The sequence below is a fragment of the Streptomyces sp. NPDC048257 genome (assembly GCF_043201855.1).
In the GTDB taxonomy this organism is placed as follows: domain Bacteria; phylum Actinomycetota; class Actinomycetes; order Streptomycetales; family Streptomycetaceae; genus Streptomyces.
Genome location: NZ_JBICZI010000037.1, coordinates 1 through 19,044, shown reverse-complemented (window position 1 = coordinate 19,044; position 19,044 = coordinate 1). Strand labels below are relative to the sequence as shown.

The following is a 19,044-nucleotide window of genomic DNA, read 5'->3' as shown; positions in this document are numbered from 1 at the left end:
CTTCAGCGCAGGGACACGAACTTGGCGGTGCTCGGTACCCCCTTCTCGTCCAGCAGGAAGAGCATGTAGTAGCCGGGCGGGGCGTCGTTCGCGGAGGGCGGGGCCTGCAGCCCGATCGTGTGGTCCTGGCGGTGGACGATCCGCAGTTCCAGGTGGCGCTGACTCGTGTTGACCGCGTGGGTCGCGGTGGTCGGCGCCAGCAGGATCGCCTTCTTGACCTGATCGGGGGTCGAAGTCGTCACCCTGAACCGGGAGTCGTAGCCGATGGGGCCGCCGGGCACCTGGTCGAGCTTGGGCCGGGCGCCCTGGTGGAGGTAGGCAGGCTCGAAGATCTCGATGCTGCCGTTCATGTCGTCGTCGATCTTCGGGTCGTTGGCGAGCTGCTGGAGTTCGTCGCCGGTGACCAGGACGCGGCCGTCGGGCAGGACGACCGAGTTGGCGTGGTAGCCGCGCGGCAGCCGCTGCACGGGGCCGAGCCGCCACTCCCCGAGCGCGTTGCGGGTCTCGATCTGGCGGTACTTGAGATCGGACTTGGGGTTGTAGTCGCCGTTTCCGTAATCCCGGATGCCGTAGGCGCCGTTGACCGTCAGCAGGCTGGCGTCCGGGAGCAGGAGGGTGTTGTCCTGGGTCCGGCCGAAGGCGCGCGGTTGCTTCTTCTCCCACACCCCGTCCGCCAGCTGGTAGGTGTTGGGGTCGTCACGGTCACCGCCGAGGACCAGCACCGAGTTCGGACCGCGGAAGCCGGCGGGCAGCGCCACCGCCGAGCCGTAGCCGCGGTGGACGCCGTCCGGGCGGGCGGGAAGGTCCGTACGCGTCTCGGCGACCGGATCGAAGGCCCACTGCCGGGTGGCGTGGCGGCCCAGGCCGTACACCTTGCCGTCGCGCAGGGTGAACAGGTGCGGGTAGTCGCTGTCCTCGCCGAAGGGGGCGTCGACGCGCAGGGTGTCGGTGGGAACGTCCCGCGGGACCACGGTCTTCTCGAAGGGCACCGGGTGGCCCTTGGCCGGGAACGGCTCGATGACCGAGGTGGAGGTGCCCCAGCCCTCCTCGGTGTGCCCGGACATGATGAGCAGGCGCCCGTCGGGGGCGGTGGCCACGGTCGGGTACCAGCGGCCCACCGCCATGTCCTTGTTGACCGCCCACGTCTCGGTCCACGGGTCGAAGACGAGGGACAGCTTCGCCCCTGCGCCTCCGCCGTAGCCGAGGTTCCCGCCGAAGACGCCGAGCATGCCGTTGGGCAGGAAGGCGTGACCGGCACAGAAGAAGGGGGCCGGGCGTTTCACGTCCGTGCCGTCCGGCACGACCAGCTCGGGCGGGGCGACCTTCTTGAACGCCTCGGGGCCGGTGCCCTTCCGCGGATCCCAGAGGAAGGCGCGCCCGGCGTTCTCCGGCCCGAGCGTGTTGGTCGGCGCCGGCTCCTCCGTGGGGTCGGTCTCGACGCGCTCGAAGGAGAACAGCAGCACCTTGCCGGTGGGCAGCATGGCGATGTGGGCGGCGAAGTCCGGCGACTGGAAGTACTCCGCGAACTGCCCGTACGCCTTGGGGTGGAACTTCGAGTTGGCCAGCTCCTGGGACCTGGTCAGATCGCTCAGACTCTCGATCCGCGCCAGCTGGGAGTACCCGCCCAGAGCCTGGGCCGCCGCGCGGATCTTCGCATGCTCCCGAGCATGCCCGGTCCCCAGCGCCGCGGCTTCGTCGGGATGGCTTTCCCCGTCGTGGGCAGCGGCAGGAACGGTGGCGACGAAGAGAGCGGTGGCTGCGAGCGCGGAGAGCGACGCCGCGATTCTCTTCGGGCGGTGCCTGCGTGACATGTGACTCCTCACCTGTGAGCACGTGCGGACAGGCGGGGAGCCTGCCGTGGGTGTTGATCACCCACGGCAACAGATGTATGACGAGATACACGCAGCGTGCTCGCCCAATCCGGAACCCCGCGACAGAGCCGTCGGTGTCACGGACCAGCACCGCCCGCCCGACACGCCGACCCCCCGTCCCCGCCCCGGTCCCCCGCACGGCCGTCACTCTTCGTAGACGGACACGCCGACGGGACCACGGCACACCGGGAACACAAGGTGGACGCCCGGAATGCATTCCGGGCGTGCGCGGCATGCAGAAGCCGCCTCCCGGATCGGGCTCACAGCCGGGTCCGAGAGGCGGCTTCCTCCTGATGGCAGTCCGTCATCAGGGCCATGCGCAGGGGGCGGGCCGGAGCGGTGGCTCAGAGGACCCGACGGCGCAGCGACCAGGCGCCGAGGCCCAGGAGGGCGGTCGAGAGGGCGAGGAAGACGGTGCTCTCGGCCACCTGGAAGCCCCAGAACTGGCCGGCGGGGTGGTAGTCGGCCGACTGCCGGGTCACGCCCTGCCTGCCCAGGCAGCTCTGGATGGTCTCCGTGCCGTCGCAGCCGGACGGGTTGAAGGAGATCTTCCGGCCCGTGCTGTCGTAGTACGCGGATCCGACCCGCCAGGCGTCGTCCGGGATCCAGCTGGTCCCGCCGCGCTCGCTCTCCCCGGTGCTCTGGGCGACCGTACCCGTGATCCGCTCGGCGGCGAGGTAGTGCGGACGTGCTCCACCGCCGAGGACGACGAGGACGACGAGGTAGAGCCCCAGGGTGATCGCCATGGCGGCGAGCGTGTTGCGCAGCAGGAGTCCCGCGGCCACGCCGATGGCGAAGGCCAGCAGGGTGTACGCGGCCAGGACCAGCCCCTGCGTCTCGAAGCCCGGGGTCATCATGGGGCCGCGCGTCACATGGTTGAGGGGCTTCAGGGCCCATACGCCGACCAGCCCCAGGACGAGCATGAGGACGGTGACCGGACCTCCGCCGACGAGCAGCTTGGTCGCCAGCCAGCGGCGCCGGCTCACCGACTGGGTGAGCCCGAAGACATGGGTGCCCTGCTCGAACTCGCCCGCGAAGAGCGGTGCACCGGCGAACATGCCGAGGAGCACGGGCAGGCACAGCAGCACCATCGGGATGATGGACACGTACGACTTGTACTCGGAGCTCAGCGCGGCCATGGCGCTCCGTGAGCAGGGGTCGGCGCCGATCCGCAGGCAGCCGGCGATGCCCCGGTCCTGCATGAAGGAGACGGCGTCGAAGCGGTAGAAGAGCATCACGGCGCCCACGGCCGCGATGAGCAGGGCGGTGATGAGGAGCTGGAGGCGCTGCTGGCGCCAGGCGACCCAGATCATGCTGCGGACACCTCCACGGCCTCGCCCTTGCGCGCAGCCGGCCGTGCGGCCCTCAGGTGCGCCAACGCCAGTTCCTCCAACGTCGGTTCGTGCGCCTCCCAGCCCGGCAGCATCGCCGGGCCCGTGCCGCGCACGAGGACCGTGGCCTGACGCGGGGTGCTGCGGGCCTCCACGACGATCTCGTCCGGGAAGGGGCCCTCCGCGCCCTGGGCCGGGCCGATCATCAGCCGGTGGCCGGCGACCAGGTCCTCGACGTCCCCGGCGAGCCGGACGCGCCCGCCCGCCAGCAGGAGCAGGTGGTCGCAGATGCCCTCGAGATCGGCGAGGACGTGTGAGGAGAGCAGGACGGTCATCCCGGTCTCGGCGACCTCCTCCATCAGGGCCTGCATCACCTCCTCACGGGCGAGCGGGTCCAGATCGGCCAACGGCTCGTCCAGGACGATCAGTTCGGGCCGCCGTCCGAGGGCCATCGCGAGCGCGACACGGGTGCGCTGTCCTCCGGAGAGGGTGGAGATCCTCGCCCCGGCCGGGACGCCGGCCGCGTCGACGAGGCGGCGCGCGTAGGTCTGGTCCCATTCGGCGTTCAAGGCCCGGCCGGCTCGTAACATCTCCTCGACCGTGAACCGGCGGTAGAGCGGCTTGTCCTGCGCGAGGAAGGCCAGGCGGGGGTGAGTGCCCCCTCGTCCCGGCGTATCGCCCAGGACGCGGAGCGTCCCGGTGGTCGGGGTCAGCAGGCCGGTGGCCAGCGCCATGAGCGTGCTCTTGCCCGCCCCGTTGGGACCGACCAGCGCGGACACCCGGCCTCGCGGCAGCTCGAACGTCACGTCCTCCAGCGCCCAGCCCCGCTTGTAACGCTTGCCCAGCCCGTCCGCCGCCAGTGCGGCGGCGCCCTCGGTGGTACCCAACCGGTCACGCTCCTTCATATGTCATATGTCAGTACTGCGAGTCGATGACGGACTTGACCAGTGCTTCGACGTCCTCGCGGGACAGGCCCTCGGCCCGGGCGGCCGCCATCCACGCCGCCAGGTCCCGGCGCAGCGGCGAGTCCCAGGCGGCGGCCGGGCTGGCCAGGGAGCGCTGGACGAAGGTGCCGAGGCCGGGCCGCGGCTCAACCAGCCCCTCACGCTCAAGTTCCCGATACGCCTTGAGCACCGTGTTCGGATTCACCGCTGTGGCGGCGACCACTTCCTTGGCCGTGGGGAGGCGGTCCCCCACCTCCAGCAGGCCGAGGCGCAGCGCGTGCTTGACCTGCTGCACCAGCTGCAGGTACGTGGCCACTCCGGACCGGCGGTCGATCCGGAACTCGATCACGCAACACCCTTCCACTAATCAGTTAGTGGAACCATGATGAAGTGATCGGATCCGCGGTGTCAAGCACATCGGCGGGAGGGGCGGGGCGCCGTGTTACGCCTCCTGGTACGCCTCGGCCTGGAGGCGGAACAGCCGGGCGTACGTGCCGTCCTGAGCCATGAGCATCTCGTGGTTGCCCTGCTCGATGACCCGGCCCGCGTCCAGGACGTAGATCCGGTCGGCGTCGCGCACATTGGCGAAGCGGTGCGAGATGAGCACCACCGTGCGGTCCGTGAACAGTTCGCGGATCCGGCCGAAGAGGTCGGCCTCGGCCTGCGGGTCCAGGGAGGCCGTGGGTTCGTCGAGGATGACGAGCGGCGAGTCCCGGTAGAAGGCCCGGGCCAGCGCGAGGCGCTGCCACTGACCGAGCGAGAGATCGGCGCCGCCGGTGAACTCCTTGCTCAGTACGGTGTCGTAGCCCCGGTCCAGCCGGTCCAGGAACGCGTGGGCCCCGGCCCGCTCGGCGGCCAGCACCACCCGGGCCCCGTCGCGCGGGGTCTCGGGGCGGCCGAACGCGATGTTGTCGGCGGCCGTCAGCTTGTACCGCACGAAGTCCTGGAACACGACGGCGCTCGCGGCGCGCAGTCGCTCCGGTTCGGCGTCGACGTCCGTGCCCCCGTCCGCGTCCCCGTACAGGAGGCGCCCGGAGTCCGGCCGGTAGAGGCCGGCCAGGATCTTCGCGAGGGTGGTCTTGCCCGAGCCGTTGGCGCCGACCAGGGCCACGACCTCCCCGGCCCGTACCTCGACGCTGACGTCCTCCAGGGCGCGGACCGAGGACCCGGGGTAGCCGAAGGCCAGGGACTCCGCGCGCACCGACACGAACTCCCCCGAAGGGAAGGCGGGTTCGCCGGGGTCCGAACCGGCCTCCGCCGCGAAGCCCCGTAGGTCCTTCATGTACAGGACCGACTCGCCGAGGCCGTTGAGCAGGGCGCCGATCATCTGCGTGCGCAGCGACAGCTGCCACAAGCCCGCGAGCGCCGTCAGCGCGGTCGCCAGTTCGATCCGGCCGGTCGCCACCAGCCACCACATCGCCCCGATCACCGCGCCCGTCGTCAGGTCGCCGGCCAGGCGGGCCGCGATCTTGCGGCGGACGTGGACCGCGTGCATGGCCTCGACCTGGGCGATCTCCTGCCCGTAGCGGCTCGTCCAGCGCCGGCGCAGGGTTCCGGCGAGCCCCAGGGCGCGGATCTCCTTCGCCTCGTCGCGGCCGGTGAGCAGCCGTTCGAGGTACTGCCGGGCCCGGCGGTTCTCGGACAGCGTGTGGTGCAGGTCGTAGCCGGCCCCCCGCTCGTCGCGGGCGGCTTTGAGCGTGGGCAGGACCGCGAGGAGGGCGAACGGCAGGAGCCACCAGACCAGTACGGCGAACACGGCCGTGACCGCGACCACGGTCAGGACGGCCTGGAAGCCCGCGGCCAGAGCCGTCACGACCATCGCGGGCTGGGCGCGCGAGGCGAAGACCGCCCGCTGGAGCCGGTCGTGGAAGGCCGGGTCCTCGAACTCGGGAAGCTCCGCACGTCCCGCGGCGCCCAGGACGATGTCGAGCGCGAACCGGTCCACCTTGACGGCGAGCACCCGCTGGCGTGCCCCGGCGACCGCGCGCAGGATGCCCGCTGCCGTACCCAGCAGCACCAGGCCCGCGATCACGCCGATCAGCCACTCGCTCTGCGGGGCCTGGGCCGTCGTGCCGCCCTGGGTGACGGCGCCGCCGACTGCATGGCGGATCAGCAGCAGGACCGCCATCAGCCCCAGTGCGGTGACCAGTTGGGCCAGAAGCACGCGCAGCAGACTGCTCCGGTCGGCTTGCCAGGCCAGCCGCACGGCGAACATCGCGCAGTCGGCCAGCTCCCTCAGGGGCACCGACGCCTTTTCGTCACGGGCCATTCAGCTCGTCTCCAGCTTTTCCAGCCACGCCCGGTGTTCCTCGGCCACCGCCGCGAGTGCTTCGCGGGACTGGAAGGTGTGCCCCTCCTGTGGGAGCAGCACCAGCCGGGCGGTGCCGCCGGTGGCGACCACGGCCCTGTACAGCTCGACGGCCTGTTCGGGAGTGGTGGCGGGATTGATGTCGTCGGTTCCGTGCACGAGGAGCACCGGGCGGTCCAGTCGGTCCGCGAAGTGCAGCGCGCTGAACGTCTGGTAGACCTCCGGGGCGGTCCACAGCGAACGCCGTTCGTAGTGGAACCCGGTCGGGGTGGAGGTGCGGTTGTAGCAGCCGCTGTGGGCCACGGCTCCTGCCAGCTCCGGGAGACGGGCGAGGGCGTGCAGGGCGAGGGTCGCGCCGAAGCTGTGGCCGCCGACGGCGACCGACGTGCCGGCGCCGTCGGTGGTCAGCAGGCCGACGGCGGTGGACACCGTGGTGGTGATCTGGCTGTTCAGCAGGGCCGGTCGGGCGTCGTCCGGCCAGTGCAGCGGCAGGTCGAGAAGGGCGGACGGGTGTGCTGCAGCGGCCAGGAACTGCGGAATTCCGTCCGATGGCGGCTCCCCTCGGCGCAAGGCCCGGATCCACAGCAGCAGCGGACCGGATCCGGCGTGCGGCAGGAGGGTGAGCCTGGCATCGCCGAAACCGGTGGGGATCGCATGGACGGTCGACGGGTCACCGAGTGCGGACGGACGCGGTGCCTGCGCGGGCGGACGCTGTGCCTGCGCGGGCGGACCCGGCACGGGTGACGGTGCTACGGGCACCAGCCTGCCGGGGTCGGCCGGGTCCAGGCGCGAGGTGGCCCAGCACAGTCCGTGCTCATCGGGACCGGTGCCGGCCGGGTGGACGTGCCCGAGCACCACTCCGTCCGGGCTCGCGGCGAGGGAGCGGACCAGCAGAGTGGGTCCCACGGTCTCCGCGGCCCCGTCCTGTGGTGCGAGCAGCACGAGGCGGGTACCCGCCGTGCGGACGAGTTCGTCCTGGCCCGGCTCGAAACCGACGAACGCCGGTCCCGTGGCCTCGAAGACCGCCGGCCGCCACGCCGCCTGCTCCGCGGGGTTCCGTCGCGGGGCCGGCGTCAGCAGCGCCAGGCGGCCGTCCTCGCACCATGCGAGCGGTGGCACTCCCGGTTCGGTGAGACCGGTCGCCGCGCGCGTCTGCGGGTAGGGGCGGACCGTACGCGCCGCGAGGTCGGCGATCCACGGATGGGCGTGATGGTCGTCGCCCACCGCAAGTCCCGCCACCAGGGGCCGGTGCGGATGCCACGCGAGCGGGATCGGCAGGACGTCGGCGACCGGCAGTTCCCAGCCGTCGTCCGGTCGCCCCGTGGTGAAGAACTCGATCCGCAGGGGCCTGGCCCGGCCCGGCACTGCTCCCGCCAGGGCGGGATCGAGGACGAGGGTGCGCCAGTGAACCGGCGAGGGGTGGCGTTCGGCGATCGGCGGATGGGCGGGCGAGGTCACCTCGGCCCACCTGTGTCCGTCCGGGCCCTGGTCCCGGCGCCGCCGGGTGCGGTGGAGGTCAGCGGGCACGGCCGGCCGCCGGGACGGAGACGAGGGTGATGCCGTCGATGAGGGCCTTGACGGCCCCGATGCCGGAAGCGGGGGCGCACACGGGTTCACCGGCGTCATCGAGGCCGATCGCGCAGGGTACGCCGAGTCCGTGCAGGGCCCCGGGGAGTTCGGCCTCCTTCGCCACGGTGACCATGCTGACGGCGGCCAGCCGCTCCGGTTCGGCCGCGGCCAGGAGGTGCTTGAGCGAGCGGCACGAGGGGCAGTCGTCGGCGACGTAGAGCCGAACCGTGCTGATGTGCTGTGTGCAGGGCGGGATGTTCGCCCCGGCCGAGGCCCGGCGCCGGTCGGCCGCCAGCAGGGCGATCAGGGTGAGCACCGCGACCACAACGGTGGCCGCCGCGCGTGGCAGTGGCCGCGCGGCCGCTGCCGCGTCGGACAGGATGAGCACGGCTGCCGCGAGCACTGCGGCCGCGGCGTTCGCTCCGATGTGGGCGCGACCCACGGCGGCGAGCCGGGCCAGGCCGAAGCAGGCGCACTTCTGCCCCCGGGCACTGACGGCGACGGCGGTGAGGGCGACGTACGCGAGGAGTGCGACGGCCGCGGCCCAGCGCACCGGCAGCAGCAGCACGGCGACGGTCGCGGCGAGTTCGGCAGCTCCGACCAGGCGGGGGCCGTGGGGCGCGGCCAGGATTCCGGAGCTGATGGGCCACGACAGCTTCTCCGGGGCCGTGACCAGCTTGGCCGCGCCGGCCACGGCGAGCGGCCCGGCGGTGACGGCGAGGGCGAGATCCGCCGGCCGGACGCCGAGGAGCGGGCCGTCCGCAGCCAGGGCGGTCAGGGCGGTCAGGGCTGTAGACATGTCAGGCACTCCGATCCGGTACGAGCCAGCCGGCCGCGATCAGCTGAGCGGTGAAGCGGGCCACGGGCCCGCCTGCCTCGGGCGGCGGCACGCCGACACCGAGCAGCCGGCCGAGGATTTCCGCGTCGCGTTCGCCGCAGTCGCTCACGGCGAGGGTGGATCCGGCGGCGAGCACGGCACCGCCGAACGGCAGTGCCGTGAAGGTGACTCCCTCACCGAGCCGCAAGGGGGTGCCGGGCGGCGGCAGTTGCGGTGGCGCGGGCGGCGTGGTGGAGGGTGTGGTCGTCATCGGCGCTCCCTCAGCCAACGGTCCAGCCAGACGAGGCGCAGCAGGGGCAGGGCCTGGGTGGCGAGGGAGCGGCCGTCGCGCAGACTGGCCATGACCAGCCGGGGCTCCAGCAGGCCCAGGTCCCCCAGAGCGCATTCACGTTCCAGCTCGGACATGATCTTCTTGCGTTCACGGTGGAGATGGGCCGCCGCGCCCAGCCGCAGCCAGTGCCCGGGGGAAGCCGCCCGTAGTCCGGTGACGCCCGCCCGCTCGACCGCGCGCCGCAGCGGCAGATGGTTCTCGAACGCGCCCCGGCGGATCCGGCCGAGCTTGTGGGGCGGCAGGGCGGCCGCCGCGGCGAGCACGCCGAGGTCCATGGCGGGGAGGACGGCACCGGCCGCGCCCCGTTCGGCCAGGCCGCCGACGAGTCGGCCGACCACCGGTTCCTCGGCGTCGAGCTGATCCTGCCAGACCGCCATGGCGCCACGGTGGGCCGTCTCGTACGCCTGTCTGCCCTGGTCGGTCAGCCAGGGGAGCTTTGTGCCACCGGTCGGTGACGGTGGCGGGGGCGCGCCCAGCTGCTGCGCGTCGGGACCGCTGCCTGCGGTGTCGCGCCGGCCGGGGGTGTAGACGACGCGGTTGTCGAGCAGCTCCCGGGCTTCGGCGAGGGTGCTGAGGGTCCCGGAGATGTGGAACGGTTCGCAGGCGAGCAGCCGCCACGCCTTCGTGCCCCGCGGCACGTCGGGAAGCTTGACGGAGACCAGCGACTCCAGCAGCGCCCCGGAGACCAGGGGCAGTCCGGTGCCGGCGGCGAGAGCGGCGTGCAGCCGGGCCGGCACCTCGAAGTCCGGGAGCGGAGGCAGGTGTTCGGCGCCGCTGACCGTGTGGTGGTCGAGCAGCTCGTGCAGGTCGAGGGCGATTTGGCGCGACTCGACACCCGGTACGGGAGCCTTCGGTGGCCGGGTGCCCTGCGGGCCGAAGCCGGGCAGGCCGAAATCGGCGTGCACGAGGTGGGCGCGATGGCCGGCGGCCGCGGCGAGTACGGCGAGGTAGGCGGAGGCCAGACCGCCGCTGTAGGCGAGGCCGTACTCGTCACCGGCCGAGGCCAGCACCCGCGTCACGGCATGGGACAGGTCTCCGTCCGCCGCCGGCAGTGCGCAGCGCTCGCGGGTCACGGTGACTCCGCGGGCGTCCACCCGGATGCGGGTGCCCACGGTCATCCTTCGGACTCCGGACAGAGGCGTCTCGTCGGGGGGTGAGGCCTGGCCGTGCAGCATGGCGAGCAGTGCGCCGGGCCCGGGCTCCACGCGTCCGCCGGGCGGCAGGAACGCGGCCGGGTCCCCGCTCCACTCGAGGCGTCCGGGGCGCGCCCGGAAGTAGACGGGACGCACGTCCGGCCGGGGCCGGCGCAGTTCGATCGAGTGGTCCGTACGGACGGTCAGGACGCCCAGGGCGGAGGCACCGTCGGGTTCGGTGCAGCGCAGAACGGCGCCGTCCATCTCGGCCACGGCCGGTACGGCGCTCATGCGTCCCCCGATCGGTGAACCTCGATGTACTCCTCCCGCACGGGCAGGGAGGTGCTGACGACCTTTCCGTCGCACTCGACCCAGGCGTAGAAGCCCGCGGGCGGGGAGGCGGGGACGACTTCGCGGCCGAGGTGGAAGGTGGCGGGCAGCCCGACTCCGCGCAGGCCCGCGGTGAGGTAGACCGCGTCCTCCACCGGGTCGAGGAAGCCGGTCGTGAGGCGTTGCGCGATGCGCAGCCGCGCTATGGCCCGGCCGACGGCCCGCGGCGTGGGCCGCAGGTCTCCGCGACGGGCCGGCCACCGGTCGATCTGGTAGATGCCGCCTCCCGCGCGTGCCGCCGCCAGGAAGGCAGCCGCTTCGCGTGCGGACCGTGGCACTGCGAACAGTCCTGTCGCCATGCGTATCCGACCTTCCGATCCCCCGTCCCCGTATCGAGCGGGACGGACGTGATGTGGAATCCGCCGGACCGCAGCGCGGGCGCCCGCTTCCGCCGTCCGACGGATTCCACTCGTTCATGTCACAAGACCGCGTTCACCGGAGGCCGGTGCGACCGCGGCGGGAGGGTGCACCCGCTTACGCGTAACGGCAGGTCCACCACTCACAGATGAGGCCGACCGACTCGTTGCAGCAGTCCGAGTCCCACCAGCAGCTGTATCCCGCCATGCGGCACTCCTCGGCGACCGCCGTGGGCTCCGAGTAGAGGTGCTGCTGCAGACCGTTGCTGGCGAGTTGCGAGGCAATCGAAGTAACCGGCACAGTGTTCCCCTTTCTGATGAGAATGGCGCCGCGATCCGAATGGACAAGCACGGCATCCAAATTCCGACGAGGGGAACGCTAGCCACAGCACGACGGGTCACGGAATAGGGGAAGGCCCGGAATCGTGTCCGGGACAGAACGGGACAGCCGGATGGTCAACTCCCGGCAATGCGCCACCATTCGGACATGCCGCCAAATGCGTTGACTCGACCGAGGACAGCCAACTACCGTGCCTCATTTACGAAGACGTACTTCGGTTTTCTCGCACGCACGGGGGTGTGGCGCAGGTATGCGGCAGGTCACGGGGGAGCTGTTCGGAATCGTCGGCCGACGACGGGGCACGGGGACGGAGGTACTACTCCTGCGGGGTCCCGGCGGCTGGTCCCTGCCACGGCTGCACCACCGCGACCCACCTGCCGCGCACGCCGAGATCGCCGGGCGCTTCGGCCTCACCGTCACCACGCGTGACTGTCTCGAACAGCGCGACACGCAGGCCGGGGCCACGGCGCGCTACTACGTCCACGAGGTCCACACCGATCCGGCTGCCTCCGGCGCCGCCCCCCACGGAGCCGCGGCCACGCCTCACGGGCCTGCGGAAAGCCGCTGGTTCGGGGCTGCGGGGCTGGCCGGCGCGGACCTGGACCCCGACCAACGCCGGGTCCTGGAACGCTGGTTCGCCGACGCCACGGCCACTGCCCCGGCCTCGGGGCGCGAGACCGGTGGGGGCCTGCCCTGGACGCGCGAGGGTTGGTACGCGACGGCGGCGGCCTGGGCCGACGAGCAGCTGCGCCGCGCCGGGAACACCCCCGTCGGCGCACCCGAGCAACCGTTTCTGCGAGTGTGGTCGTTCCAGTTACGGATCCCCGTGGCGCACGGGGCGGCGTACTTCAAAGCCTCGCCGCCGGTCTTCGGACACGAGGCCGAGGTGACGCGGCTGCTGTCGGACCGATTTCCGGACAGCATCCCGCGAGTTCTGGCCATTGATGCACAACGGCACTGGATGCTGACCGATGACTTCGGTCCTGTGCACCGTCCGGCTTCCGCTGAGGCCGTCGAGGGATATGCGCGCATGGTGCCTCAACTGGCGACAATTCAGCGGTTTACCGAGGGCCACGCCCGGGCATTAGGTGCCGCTGGATGCCCGGATCACCGTACAGCCAGGCTTCCGGAACTCCTCGCGGAACTGATCGAGGACAATGAGCGGCTCGAATCAGCCGAAAGACATCGGCTCGCCGACTACGTCCCGCATTTCCGCGACCTCTGCGCAGAGCTGGAAAGCGCCGGCGTCCCGGACTCCCTGGTCCATCTGGACATCTGGCGCGGAAACTTCACCGACCGGGACACGGGACCGCTCCTCTTCGACTGGGCGGAAAGCGTGCTCGGTCATCCCTTCATCTCGCTCGACGTGGCCCTTCGGGACCTGCGGTCGGCGGCGCCCGGCGACGAGAGCGCCGTACGGCGGGTGACCGACGCCTACCTCCGCCAGTGGTCCGGCATCGCACCGATGGAGCGCCTCGTACGGGCCGCCCGGCTCGCCGCGACCGCCGGCATCGTCAGCCGCGCGCTGCTGTGGCAGGACGCGCTCAAGGGTCTGGACCCGGAACGTGCCCGCCCGTACGCGGGTACGGTCGCGGCCCAGCTGCGCGAGCTGCCGCTCGGCTCCGGCTGACTCCGGGCAACGCCGACCCCCACCCCTCCCCCACCGGTTCGTTCCCCTCTCCGCACCCATACGAGTCGGCGCGCGCCCGCGCGGCGGCGACGCGAACGTGAGCGTGCGCGCACAGCCGCCCCGTCGGCACTCCCCCACCCCCAAGGAGAATCGATGCCCCGCCGGTTACCCCTGCTCCTCGCGGCCGCCCTCTCCACCGCGGCGCTCCTCGCGCCGCCGGCCGCCGCCGTGCCCCAGGACGGCGGAGCCCCCTCCAGCGCCGCCCAGTGGCAGGACTGCGTGAAGCTCATCGGCATCCCCGTCGACCCCGGCGTCGCGGACTGCGCCGTTCAGCCCGTACCCCGCGACCACGCCCGCCCCTCCGACGGCACCGTCGCGATCGTGATGCTGCGCCGCCGGGCGACCGACCCGGCCCACCGTGAGGGCACGTTGTTCGTCAATCCCGGAGGGCCCGGCACCTCCGGGCTGCACACCGCCTACCGCGCGGAACGCTTTCTGGACCCCGAGGTGCTCGCCCGCCACGATGTCATCGGCTTCGATCCGCGCGGGGTCAACACCAGTTCCGCGCTCAAGTGCTACCTCAGCCAGGAGGAGTACCTCGCCGACGCGGCCGGCCGCACTCCCGTGCCGGTCAGTGCCGACGAGACCGCACGGACCATGCGCGCGACCGCCGGCTACACGCGGGCATGCGCCCGCAACGCCGGTCCCCTGCTGGCCCACACGACCACCCTCAACGCCGCCCGCGATCTGGAGGAACTGCGCCGCGCCATCGGCGTCGAGCAGCTCGACTACGTCGGCTTCTCGTACGGCACCCTCCTCGGCGCCACGTACGCCAACCTGTATCCGCGGCGGGTCAGGGCCATGGTCCTCGACGGCAACGTCGACCCGGCACTGCGTTCGGCCAGCGGCATCGAGTACGACCGTCAGCGCGCGGCCGGAACCGAACTCGCCTTGAAGGAGTTCATCCGCCGATGCGCCGTGGCGGGGAGCGCCTGCCCGTTCGGCGGCGACGACCCGCAGCGGACGTTCGACCGCGTCCGCGACCGGCTGCGCACCGCGCCGCTGACGATGCCCGACTCCACCACGATGACGTTGAGCCGCTTCACCGCCGTCGTGGCCGATTCGCTGGCCACACCGTCCCGGCACGCCTCTCTCGCCCGCACCCTCGCGGATCTGGGCCGGGCCGTCGACGCCGCACCGTCGGTCCGTACGGCCGAGACGGCCCAGGCCGCCGCCCCCTATCGCGGCGACGACTCCGAGACGGCGTACAACTGCCTCGACAAGCCCTACCCGCCCACGCCCGCGCTCTGGCCCGTGCTGGCCGCGCGGTGGGAGCGGGAATCCCCCACCTTCGGCCGGATGGCCGCCTTCGAATCGCTGCCGTGCGCCACGTGGCCCGTTCGGTGGTGGGAGAGCGACCGGTACACGGGACCGTGGAACCGGCCCACGGACCAGCCGGTGCTGGTGATCGGCAACCGTTTCGACCCGACGACGCAGTATCGCTTCGCCGAACGCATGGCCGCCGTCCTCGGCAACTCCCGGCTGGTCTCCGTCGACATGATCGGCCATACGGCGCTGGGGCTGAGCCGCTGCGTCGACGACATCACCACGGCCCATCTGCTCGGCCGCGGCGAGCCCCCGCGCGGCGCCGCCGACTGCCGGCCCGACACCGAGCCCTTCTGACGAGTACCTCTGAACGCCGCGCCACAGATCACGCACTGCGAGGGAGTACACGTGTTGCCCGATCGTTCGCCGTTATCCGCCTGTACCCCGCCGGAGCCCGGTGATGCCCGAACTCCGGGGGAGTTCAACACCATGCTCCGGCTGCTCAAGGAAGGCGCGGGACTCACCTTCCGCCAGTTGGAGAACCGTGCCGGCCGGGCCGGGCGGCGGCTGCCCCGCTCCACCATCGCCTCCGCCCTGACCCGGCCCACCCTCCCCCGCGAGGAGTTCACCGAGGCTCTCGTCTCCGCCTGCGGCCTGGACGCGCGGCCCTGGCTGGCCGCTCATCGCCGGCTCGCGTACGCGCGGCCCCCACAGCCCACCACCGCGGCCGCTGCCCACACCACGCCGCTCCGGCCCTTGGTGGTGCCCCGCCAGCTGCCCTTCTGTCGGCCCGACCTGACCGGTCACGAGCATCGGCTCGCCGATCTGATCGCCCTCCTGACCGACCCGCGCTCTCCGGCGCCCTCAGCCGTCATCAGCGGTCCGCCGGGGTCCGGGAAATCGGCCCTCGCAGCCCGGGCCGCGCACCGGGTGGCCGCTCACTACCCGGACGGGCAGCTCTACGTACAACTGCGCGGCACGACTCCGCACGCGGAGCCCCTCACAGCGGCGGAGACGATCGCCAGGCTCCTGCGCGGCCTGGCCATCCCCGTTCCCGCACCACCCCACGACGCCTCGGAGACGGCCGCCCTGCTCCGGTCGGCGCTCACCGGCCGCCGCGTGCTCATCCTGCTGGACGACGCGGCGTCGGCAGCGCAGGTGCGCCCCCTGCTGCCGACGGGCGGCCACAGTGCGCTCCTCGTCACCGCCCGCTCGGGCCTGACCTCGCTGGACGGGCCACGGTCCTTCCCGCTCGGGACGCTGCTGCCCGGTGAGGCGTACACCGTGCTGGAGCAGCTCCTCGGCAGCGAGCGCGTGGCGCGTGATCCGTCGGCCGCCTTCCGGCTGGCCGAACTGTGCGGGTGGCTCCCGCTGGGGCTGCGCGTCGCCGCCGCCCGGCTGACCGCGCGGCCCCGCTGGCCCCTGTCCCTGCTCGTCGACCGGCTCACCGACGAGAGCACCCGGCTGGACGAACTGCGGGTGGACGAGCTGCAGGTCCGGGAGAGCCTCGCCGTCAGCTACCGGGCGCTGCGGCACACCGACGGGGCGTCGGGCACGGCGGTGCGGGCCTTCCTCCTCTTCGGCTCCATGCGACTGCGGGAAACCGGGATACCTCTCCTGTCCGAGCTGCTGTGCGTGCCGCTCGCCGAGGCCGAGCGGGCCGCGGAACGGCTTGTCGACACGAGTCTGGCCGAGAGTACCGGCCCGGGCCGCTACCGGATGCACGACCTCGTCAGGATCTACGCAGGCGAACAGGCGGCCCAGGAGTTGCTGGCACAGGCCCGCGCCATAAGACCGCAGACCCCCGCGGTCGAGCAGCAGCAGAGACCCGTCCGTCGTGATCACGGCTCAGCAGTGGGGCGAAGGTGAAGGACGTGCCCCGACCCCGGACGGCAAGCGCGCCGGGATCCGGGCACGGCCCGGCCCAGAGGGCAAGACGACACTACGACACGGGCTGCAGGCTGCCGCGTCCCGAGCGACCCCGGTGACGAGATCGACCTGCTTGGGGACGGCCTTCGGTAGACCAGCGGCTTCCGAGAACCGGTGGGACACCGGTCGATGGCATGCCGGAGCCGGACTCCGGACGCCGCAGGGGTTCCCTCGGCGGCCGACAACAGAGGAAGCCGCCTTCCCCACCCGGGCGGTAGCCCTGGTGCGGGAGACGGCTTTTCCGTGCGACCTGGTCATGGGGCCCGGTTGCCCGCCGCCGCGTGGTCGCGCAGGAGCCGGGCGGTCTCCTCGTCCATCGGGAAGAACGTCTCGACCGCGAGTTCGGACAGGGTCACGTCCGCGGGTGCGCCGAAGGTGGCGATCATGCTGAACAGGGCCATGTCACCGAGGGGGGTACGGATGCGCAACGGGACGACCATGCCGGTCGGGTCGACCGGGCCGGCCGGGGGCCCCGCGTCCGGCGGTGCCGGGTAGGCGGACACCTCGTGGTAGAGGGCCCGGAGTTCAGGGTGGCCCGTGGCATTGACCTGGTGCAGCAGACGCCCCAGCGCATGGGCCCGTACCTCCGCGAAGTTCAGGCAATGCTGCGGAAGGCCGTCCGGGTGCAGGATCAGCCGCATGACGTTCGCTCCCTCGGTCAAGGCGGGGGGAACGCTGTCCAGCAGGACGGACATGGCCCGGTTGCAGTCGACGATGTCCCAGACCCGGTCGACGACGGCCGCCGGGTACGGCTCGTGTCCCGCCAGCATGCTCGTGAGTGCCTGGCGCGCCATCGCCATACGGTCGCTGTCCAAGGGGCTCTCTGCGTAGGCAGGGGCGTAACCGGCCGCCAGCAAGAGGCCGTTGCGGTCGCGCAACGGTACGTCGAGGTGCTCGGCCAAGCGCAGCACCATATCGCGGCTGGGTCGGGCTCGGCCCGTCTCCACGCAGGACAGGTGCCGGGTGGACGTGTCGGCGCGCAGCGCGAGGTCGAGCTGGCTGTACTTCCTGCGCTGTCGCCAGTCGCGCAGTAACAGCCCGACACGGGGCAGGTTGTCCGTCTCCATGTCCCCCACCGTAGCCCCCCAGGTCGCGGACTCCATGACCTCGGAGGTCATGGAGTCCGCGACCCATCCCGTGTCACGGTGGGGCACATCCCGAGGTGAAGGAGTCCCGTGATGACCCAGACCATGCCCATGTCCATGTCCGACACGGCTGGCCGACCGGCGTCCGACCGCTTTCTGCGACTGGTCCTGCGCGTCGACAGTGTCAGCACCGCCGTGATGGCCGCCGTGCTGATCGCGGCGTGCGGCCCGCTCGGCTCCGCCACCGGAATGCCGGTGGCCTTCTCCGTGGGCTTCGGGCTCTACCAGCTGGGCGGCGCGGCCGCGCTGGCACTCATCGCCGGCTATCCGGTGATCCCGGCCGGACTCGTCTGGGCCGTGATCGGGGTGAACCTGTGCTCCGCTGTCGCCTGCCTGGTGGTGGCGGCCGCGGACTTCGTTCCCCTGACCGGATTCGGCGTCGTGTTCATGCTGATCGGCGCACTGGTGGTGGCGGTGTACGCCGCCCTGGAATACGCCGGCCTGCGGCGTATGACGGCGGCGGGATGACACCTCAGGCCTGAGGGGCCCGGGCGCGCATGTACACGATCGGTGTCGGCAGCGTAATGGTGCCATCGGCGGAACGCAGGGCGTCCAGGCGCCCGGCCACCTCCGCTGCCAGCTCCCGGGCCTCCTGCTCGTCCAGTCGATCCCACAGCCGGCGCATTCCGTGCGACCGGGTCCACGCCACCCATTGAGCACCCGAATCCACGACGATGGGCAAGTCCTCCTCCCGCACGGTCACATCGACGAAACCCGCCTCGGTCAGGGTCTTATCGACAGCCTCCGGGGTAACCAGCCAGTTGTTGTGGATGTTCGTGAACGGGCAGTCGTAGGCATCACCGTCCTTGGGCTGGGTCAGGTGCGGGAGCAGCAGGTCATGCACAACCTCGGGAAGGAATCCCCACTTGCCCGTACTGGTGGGGAAGAAGGAGGGCGCGCTCGCCGCGAAGGTCCCGCCCGGACGCAGGATCGTGCGGTAGGGGCGCAGTTCGGCGGCGCCGTGCGTCCAGATGAAGACGCTGAAGCTCCCGATCACCGCATCGAACCGGGCGGCCGGAAAGTCCGGCACCTGCCCATTCATGACCTGGGTGGTCACCTGCGTGAGGCCCCTCGACCGCGCGTCGGCATCCGCATACCTGACCATCTCTTCTGCGAGGTCGATTCCGACGACTTCTCCGGTGCCGCCGACTGCCTCTCCGGCCGGGAAAAGAGCGGCACCGCGGCCGCAGCCGACGTCCAGAACCGCCTGCCCGCGTTCGATACTCGAGAATTCGACCAGACGGCGACCTATGGGGCCGAAGAACTCGACTCCACTCTGGTCGTACGCTTCCGCGGCACTGTTGAAGACACGGTGCATCTCAGCCGTGCTTTCCGAATTACCCATATCGACTCCTTCGCTTGAGCTCTCCCGGCAAAGCGTGCGGTACCTTGCGCGACCGCGTCCAATAGTCAGGGCTTCTGGCAGGCAGCACGGTTACGTATTGGACACGAACCGCCGGCCGCTTCAACATCATTTATACAGACGGGGCTCAGCCTCGCCCCGGTGGAAAGGTTGTCCTATGAGTGAGTTCTCCTGGCTGGTGTCGCGTGTCGAGGGTGAGGTGTTCCTGCCGGGCGGGGACGGTTTCGATGCGGAACGCAT

Annotated in this window: 17 protein-coding genes; 4 read left to right on the top strand and 13 right to left on the bottom strand. The window is 71.7% G+C overall.

Annotated elements, in window-relative coordinates; all coding sequences use genetic code 11:
* Nucleotides 1-2: 2 nt before the first annotated feature.
* The 11 genes from ACGFZK_RS35960 to ACGFZK_RS35910 form a co-directional block, all read right to left on the bottom strand.
* Nucleotides 3-1,811 (bottom strand): galactose oxidase-like domain-containing protein, encoded by a 1,809-nt coding sequence (locus ACGFZK_RS35960; protein ID WP_393853036.1) that lies wholly within the window; start codon nt 1,809-1,811, stop codon nt 3-5.
* A gap of 404 nt (nt 1,812-2,215) precedes the next feature.
* Nucleotides 2,216-3,184 carry an ABC transporter permease subunit gene (locus ACGFZK_RS35955; RefSeq protein ID WP_393853035.1) on the bottom strand — a complete coding sequence of 323 codons (969 nt, stop codon included), beginning with the start codon at nt 3,182-3,184 and terminating at the stop codon, nt 2,216-2,218.
* Nucleotides 3,181-4,089 (bottom strand): ABC transporter ATP-binding protein, encoded by a 909-nt coding sequence (locus tag ACGFZK_RS35950; RefSeq protein WP_393853034.1) that lies wholly within the window; start codon nt 4,087-4,089, stop codon nt 3,181-3,183. Before ACGFZK_RS35950 ends, ACGFZK_RS35955 begins: the two co-directional genes overlap by 4 nt.
* A 28-nt stretch (nt 4,090-4,117) precedes the next feature.
* Nucleotides 4,118-4,495, bottom strand: coding sequence for a GntR family transcriptional regulator (locus ACGFZK_RS35945; protein WP_393853033.1), 378 nt, complete (start codon nt 4,493-4,495; stop codon nt 4,118-4,120).
* Nucleotides 4,496-4,588: 93 nt separating this feature from the next.
* Nucleotides 4,589-6,415, bottom strand: a complete 1,827-nt coding sequence (locus tag ACGFZK_RS35940) for an ABC transporter ATP-binding protein (protein WP_393853032.1) — start codon at nt 6,413-6,415, stop codon at nt 4,589-4,591.
* Nucleotides 6,416-7,912, bottom strand: a complete 1,497-nt coding sequence (locus ACGFZK_RS35935; RefSeq protein WP_393853031.1) for an alpha/beta hydrolase family protein — start codon at nt 7,910-7,912, stop codon at nt 6,416-6,418.
* 58 nt (nt 7,913-7,970) lie between these two features.
* Nucleotides 7,971-8,822 (bottom strand): hypothetical protein, encoded by an 852-nt coding sequence (locus ACGFZK_RS35930; protein ID WP_393853030.1) that lies wholly within the window; start codon nt 8,820-8,822, stop codon nt 7,971-7,973.
* A 1-nt stretch (nt 8,823) separates the two neighbouring features.
* Nucleotides 8,824-9,111: an actinodefensin-associated protein B gene (gene adfB / locus ACGFZK_RS35925; RefSeq protein WP_393853029.1), complete on the bottom strand. Its 288-nt coding sequence runs from the start codon at nt 9,109-9,111 to the stop codon at nt 8,824-8,826.
* Nucleotides 9,108-10,616: a hypothetical protein gene (locus ACGFZK_RS35920; protein ID WP_393853028.1), complete on the bottom strand. Its 1,509-nt coding sequence runs from the start codon at nt 10,614-10,616 to the stop codon at nt 9,108-9,110. Before ACGFZK_RS35920 ends, adfB begins: the two co-directional genes overlap by 4 nt.
* The gene (locus ACGFZK_RS35915) at nt 10,613-11,014 is read right to left on the bottom strand and encodes a lasso peptide biosynthesis protein (RefSeq protein ID WP_393853027.1); all 402 of its coding nucleotides are present in this window, start codon (nt 11,012-11,014) and stop codon (nt 10,613-10,615) included. The genes ACGFZK_RS35920 and ACGFZK_RS35915 overlap by 4 nt, the downstream gene beginning before the upstream one ends.
* 175 nt (nt 11,015-11,189) lie before the next feature.
* Nucleotides 11,190-11,372 carry a hypothetical protein gene (locus tag ACGFZK_RS35910; RefSeq protein ID WP_329378290.1) on the bottom strand — a complete coding sequence of 61 codons (183 nt, stop codon included), beginning with the start codon at nt 11,370-11,372 and terminating at the stop codon, nt 11,190-11,192.
* 289 nt (nt 11,373-11,661) lie between these two features.
* Here ACGFZK_RS35910 and ACGFZK_RS35905 point away from each other — a divergent pair, with 289 nt between their 5' ends.
* From ACGFZK_RS35905 to ACGFZK_RS35895, 3 genes are all read left to right on the top strand, one after another.
* Nucleotides 11,662-13,041, top strand: a complete 1,380-nt coding sequence (locus ACGFZK_RS35905) for a phosphotransferase family protein (RefSeq protein ID WP_393853026.1) — start codon at nt 11,662-11,664, stop codon at nt 13,039-13,041.
* Nucleotides 13,042-13,194: 153 nt separating this feature from the next.
* Complete coding sequence (locus ACGFZK_RS35900; protein WP_393853025.1) at nt 13,195-14,724, top strand: alpha/beta hydrolase; 1,530 nt, start codon at nt 13,195-13,197, stop codon at nt 14,722-14,724.
* Nucleotides 14,725-14,856: 132 nt separating this feature from the next.
* A complete protein-coding gene (locus tag ACGFZK_RS35895) occupies nt 14,857-16,236 on the top strand; it encodes an AAA family ATPase (RefSeq protein ID WP_393853024.1) in 1,380 nt (459 codons plus the stop codon).
* Nucleotides 16,237-16,550: 314 nt separating this feature from the next.
* Here ACGFZK_RS35895 and ACGFZK_RS35890 read toward each other — a convergent pair whose 3' ends face one another.
* Nucleotides 16,551-17,363: a helix-turn-helix domain-containing protein gene (locus ACGFZK_RS35890; protein ID WP_393853023.1), complete on the bottom strand. Its 813-nt coding sequence runs from the start codon at nt 17,361-17,363 to the stop codon at nt 16,551-16,553.
* Between the two features lie 111 nt (nt 17,364-17,474).
* On the opposite strand from ACGFZK_RS35890, the gene ACGFZK_RS35885 reads away from it, so the two are divergent.
* On the top strand, nt 17,475-17,909 hold the full coding sequence (locus tag ACGFZK_RS35885; protein ID WP_393853022.1) for a hypothetical protein: 435 nt from the start codon (nt 17,475-17,477) through the stop codon (nt 17,907-17,909).
* A gap of 4 nt (nt 17,910-17,913) precedes the next feature.
* Here ACGFZK_RS35885 and ACGFZK_RS35880 read toward each other — a convergent pair whose 3' ends face one another.
* Nucleotides 17,914-18,786, bottom strand: a complete 873-nt coding sequence (locus tag ACGFZK_RS35880) for a class I SAM-dependent methyltransferase (protein WP_393853021.1) — start codon at nt 18,784-18,786, stop codon at nt 17,914-17,916.
* Nucleotides 18,787-19,044 lie beyond the last annotated feature (258 nt).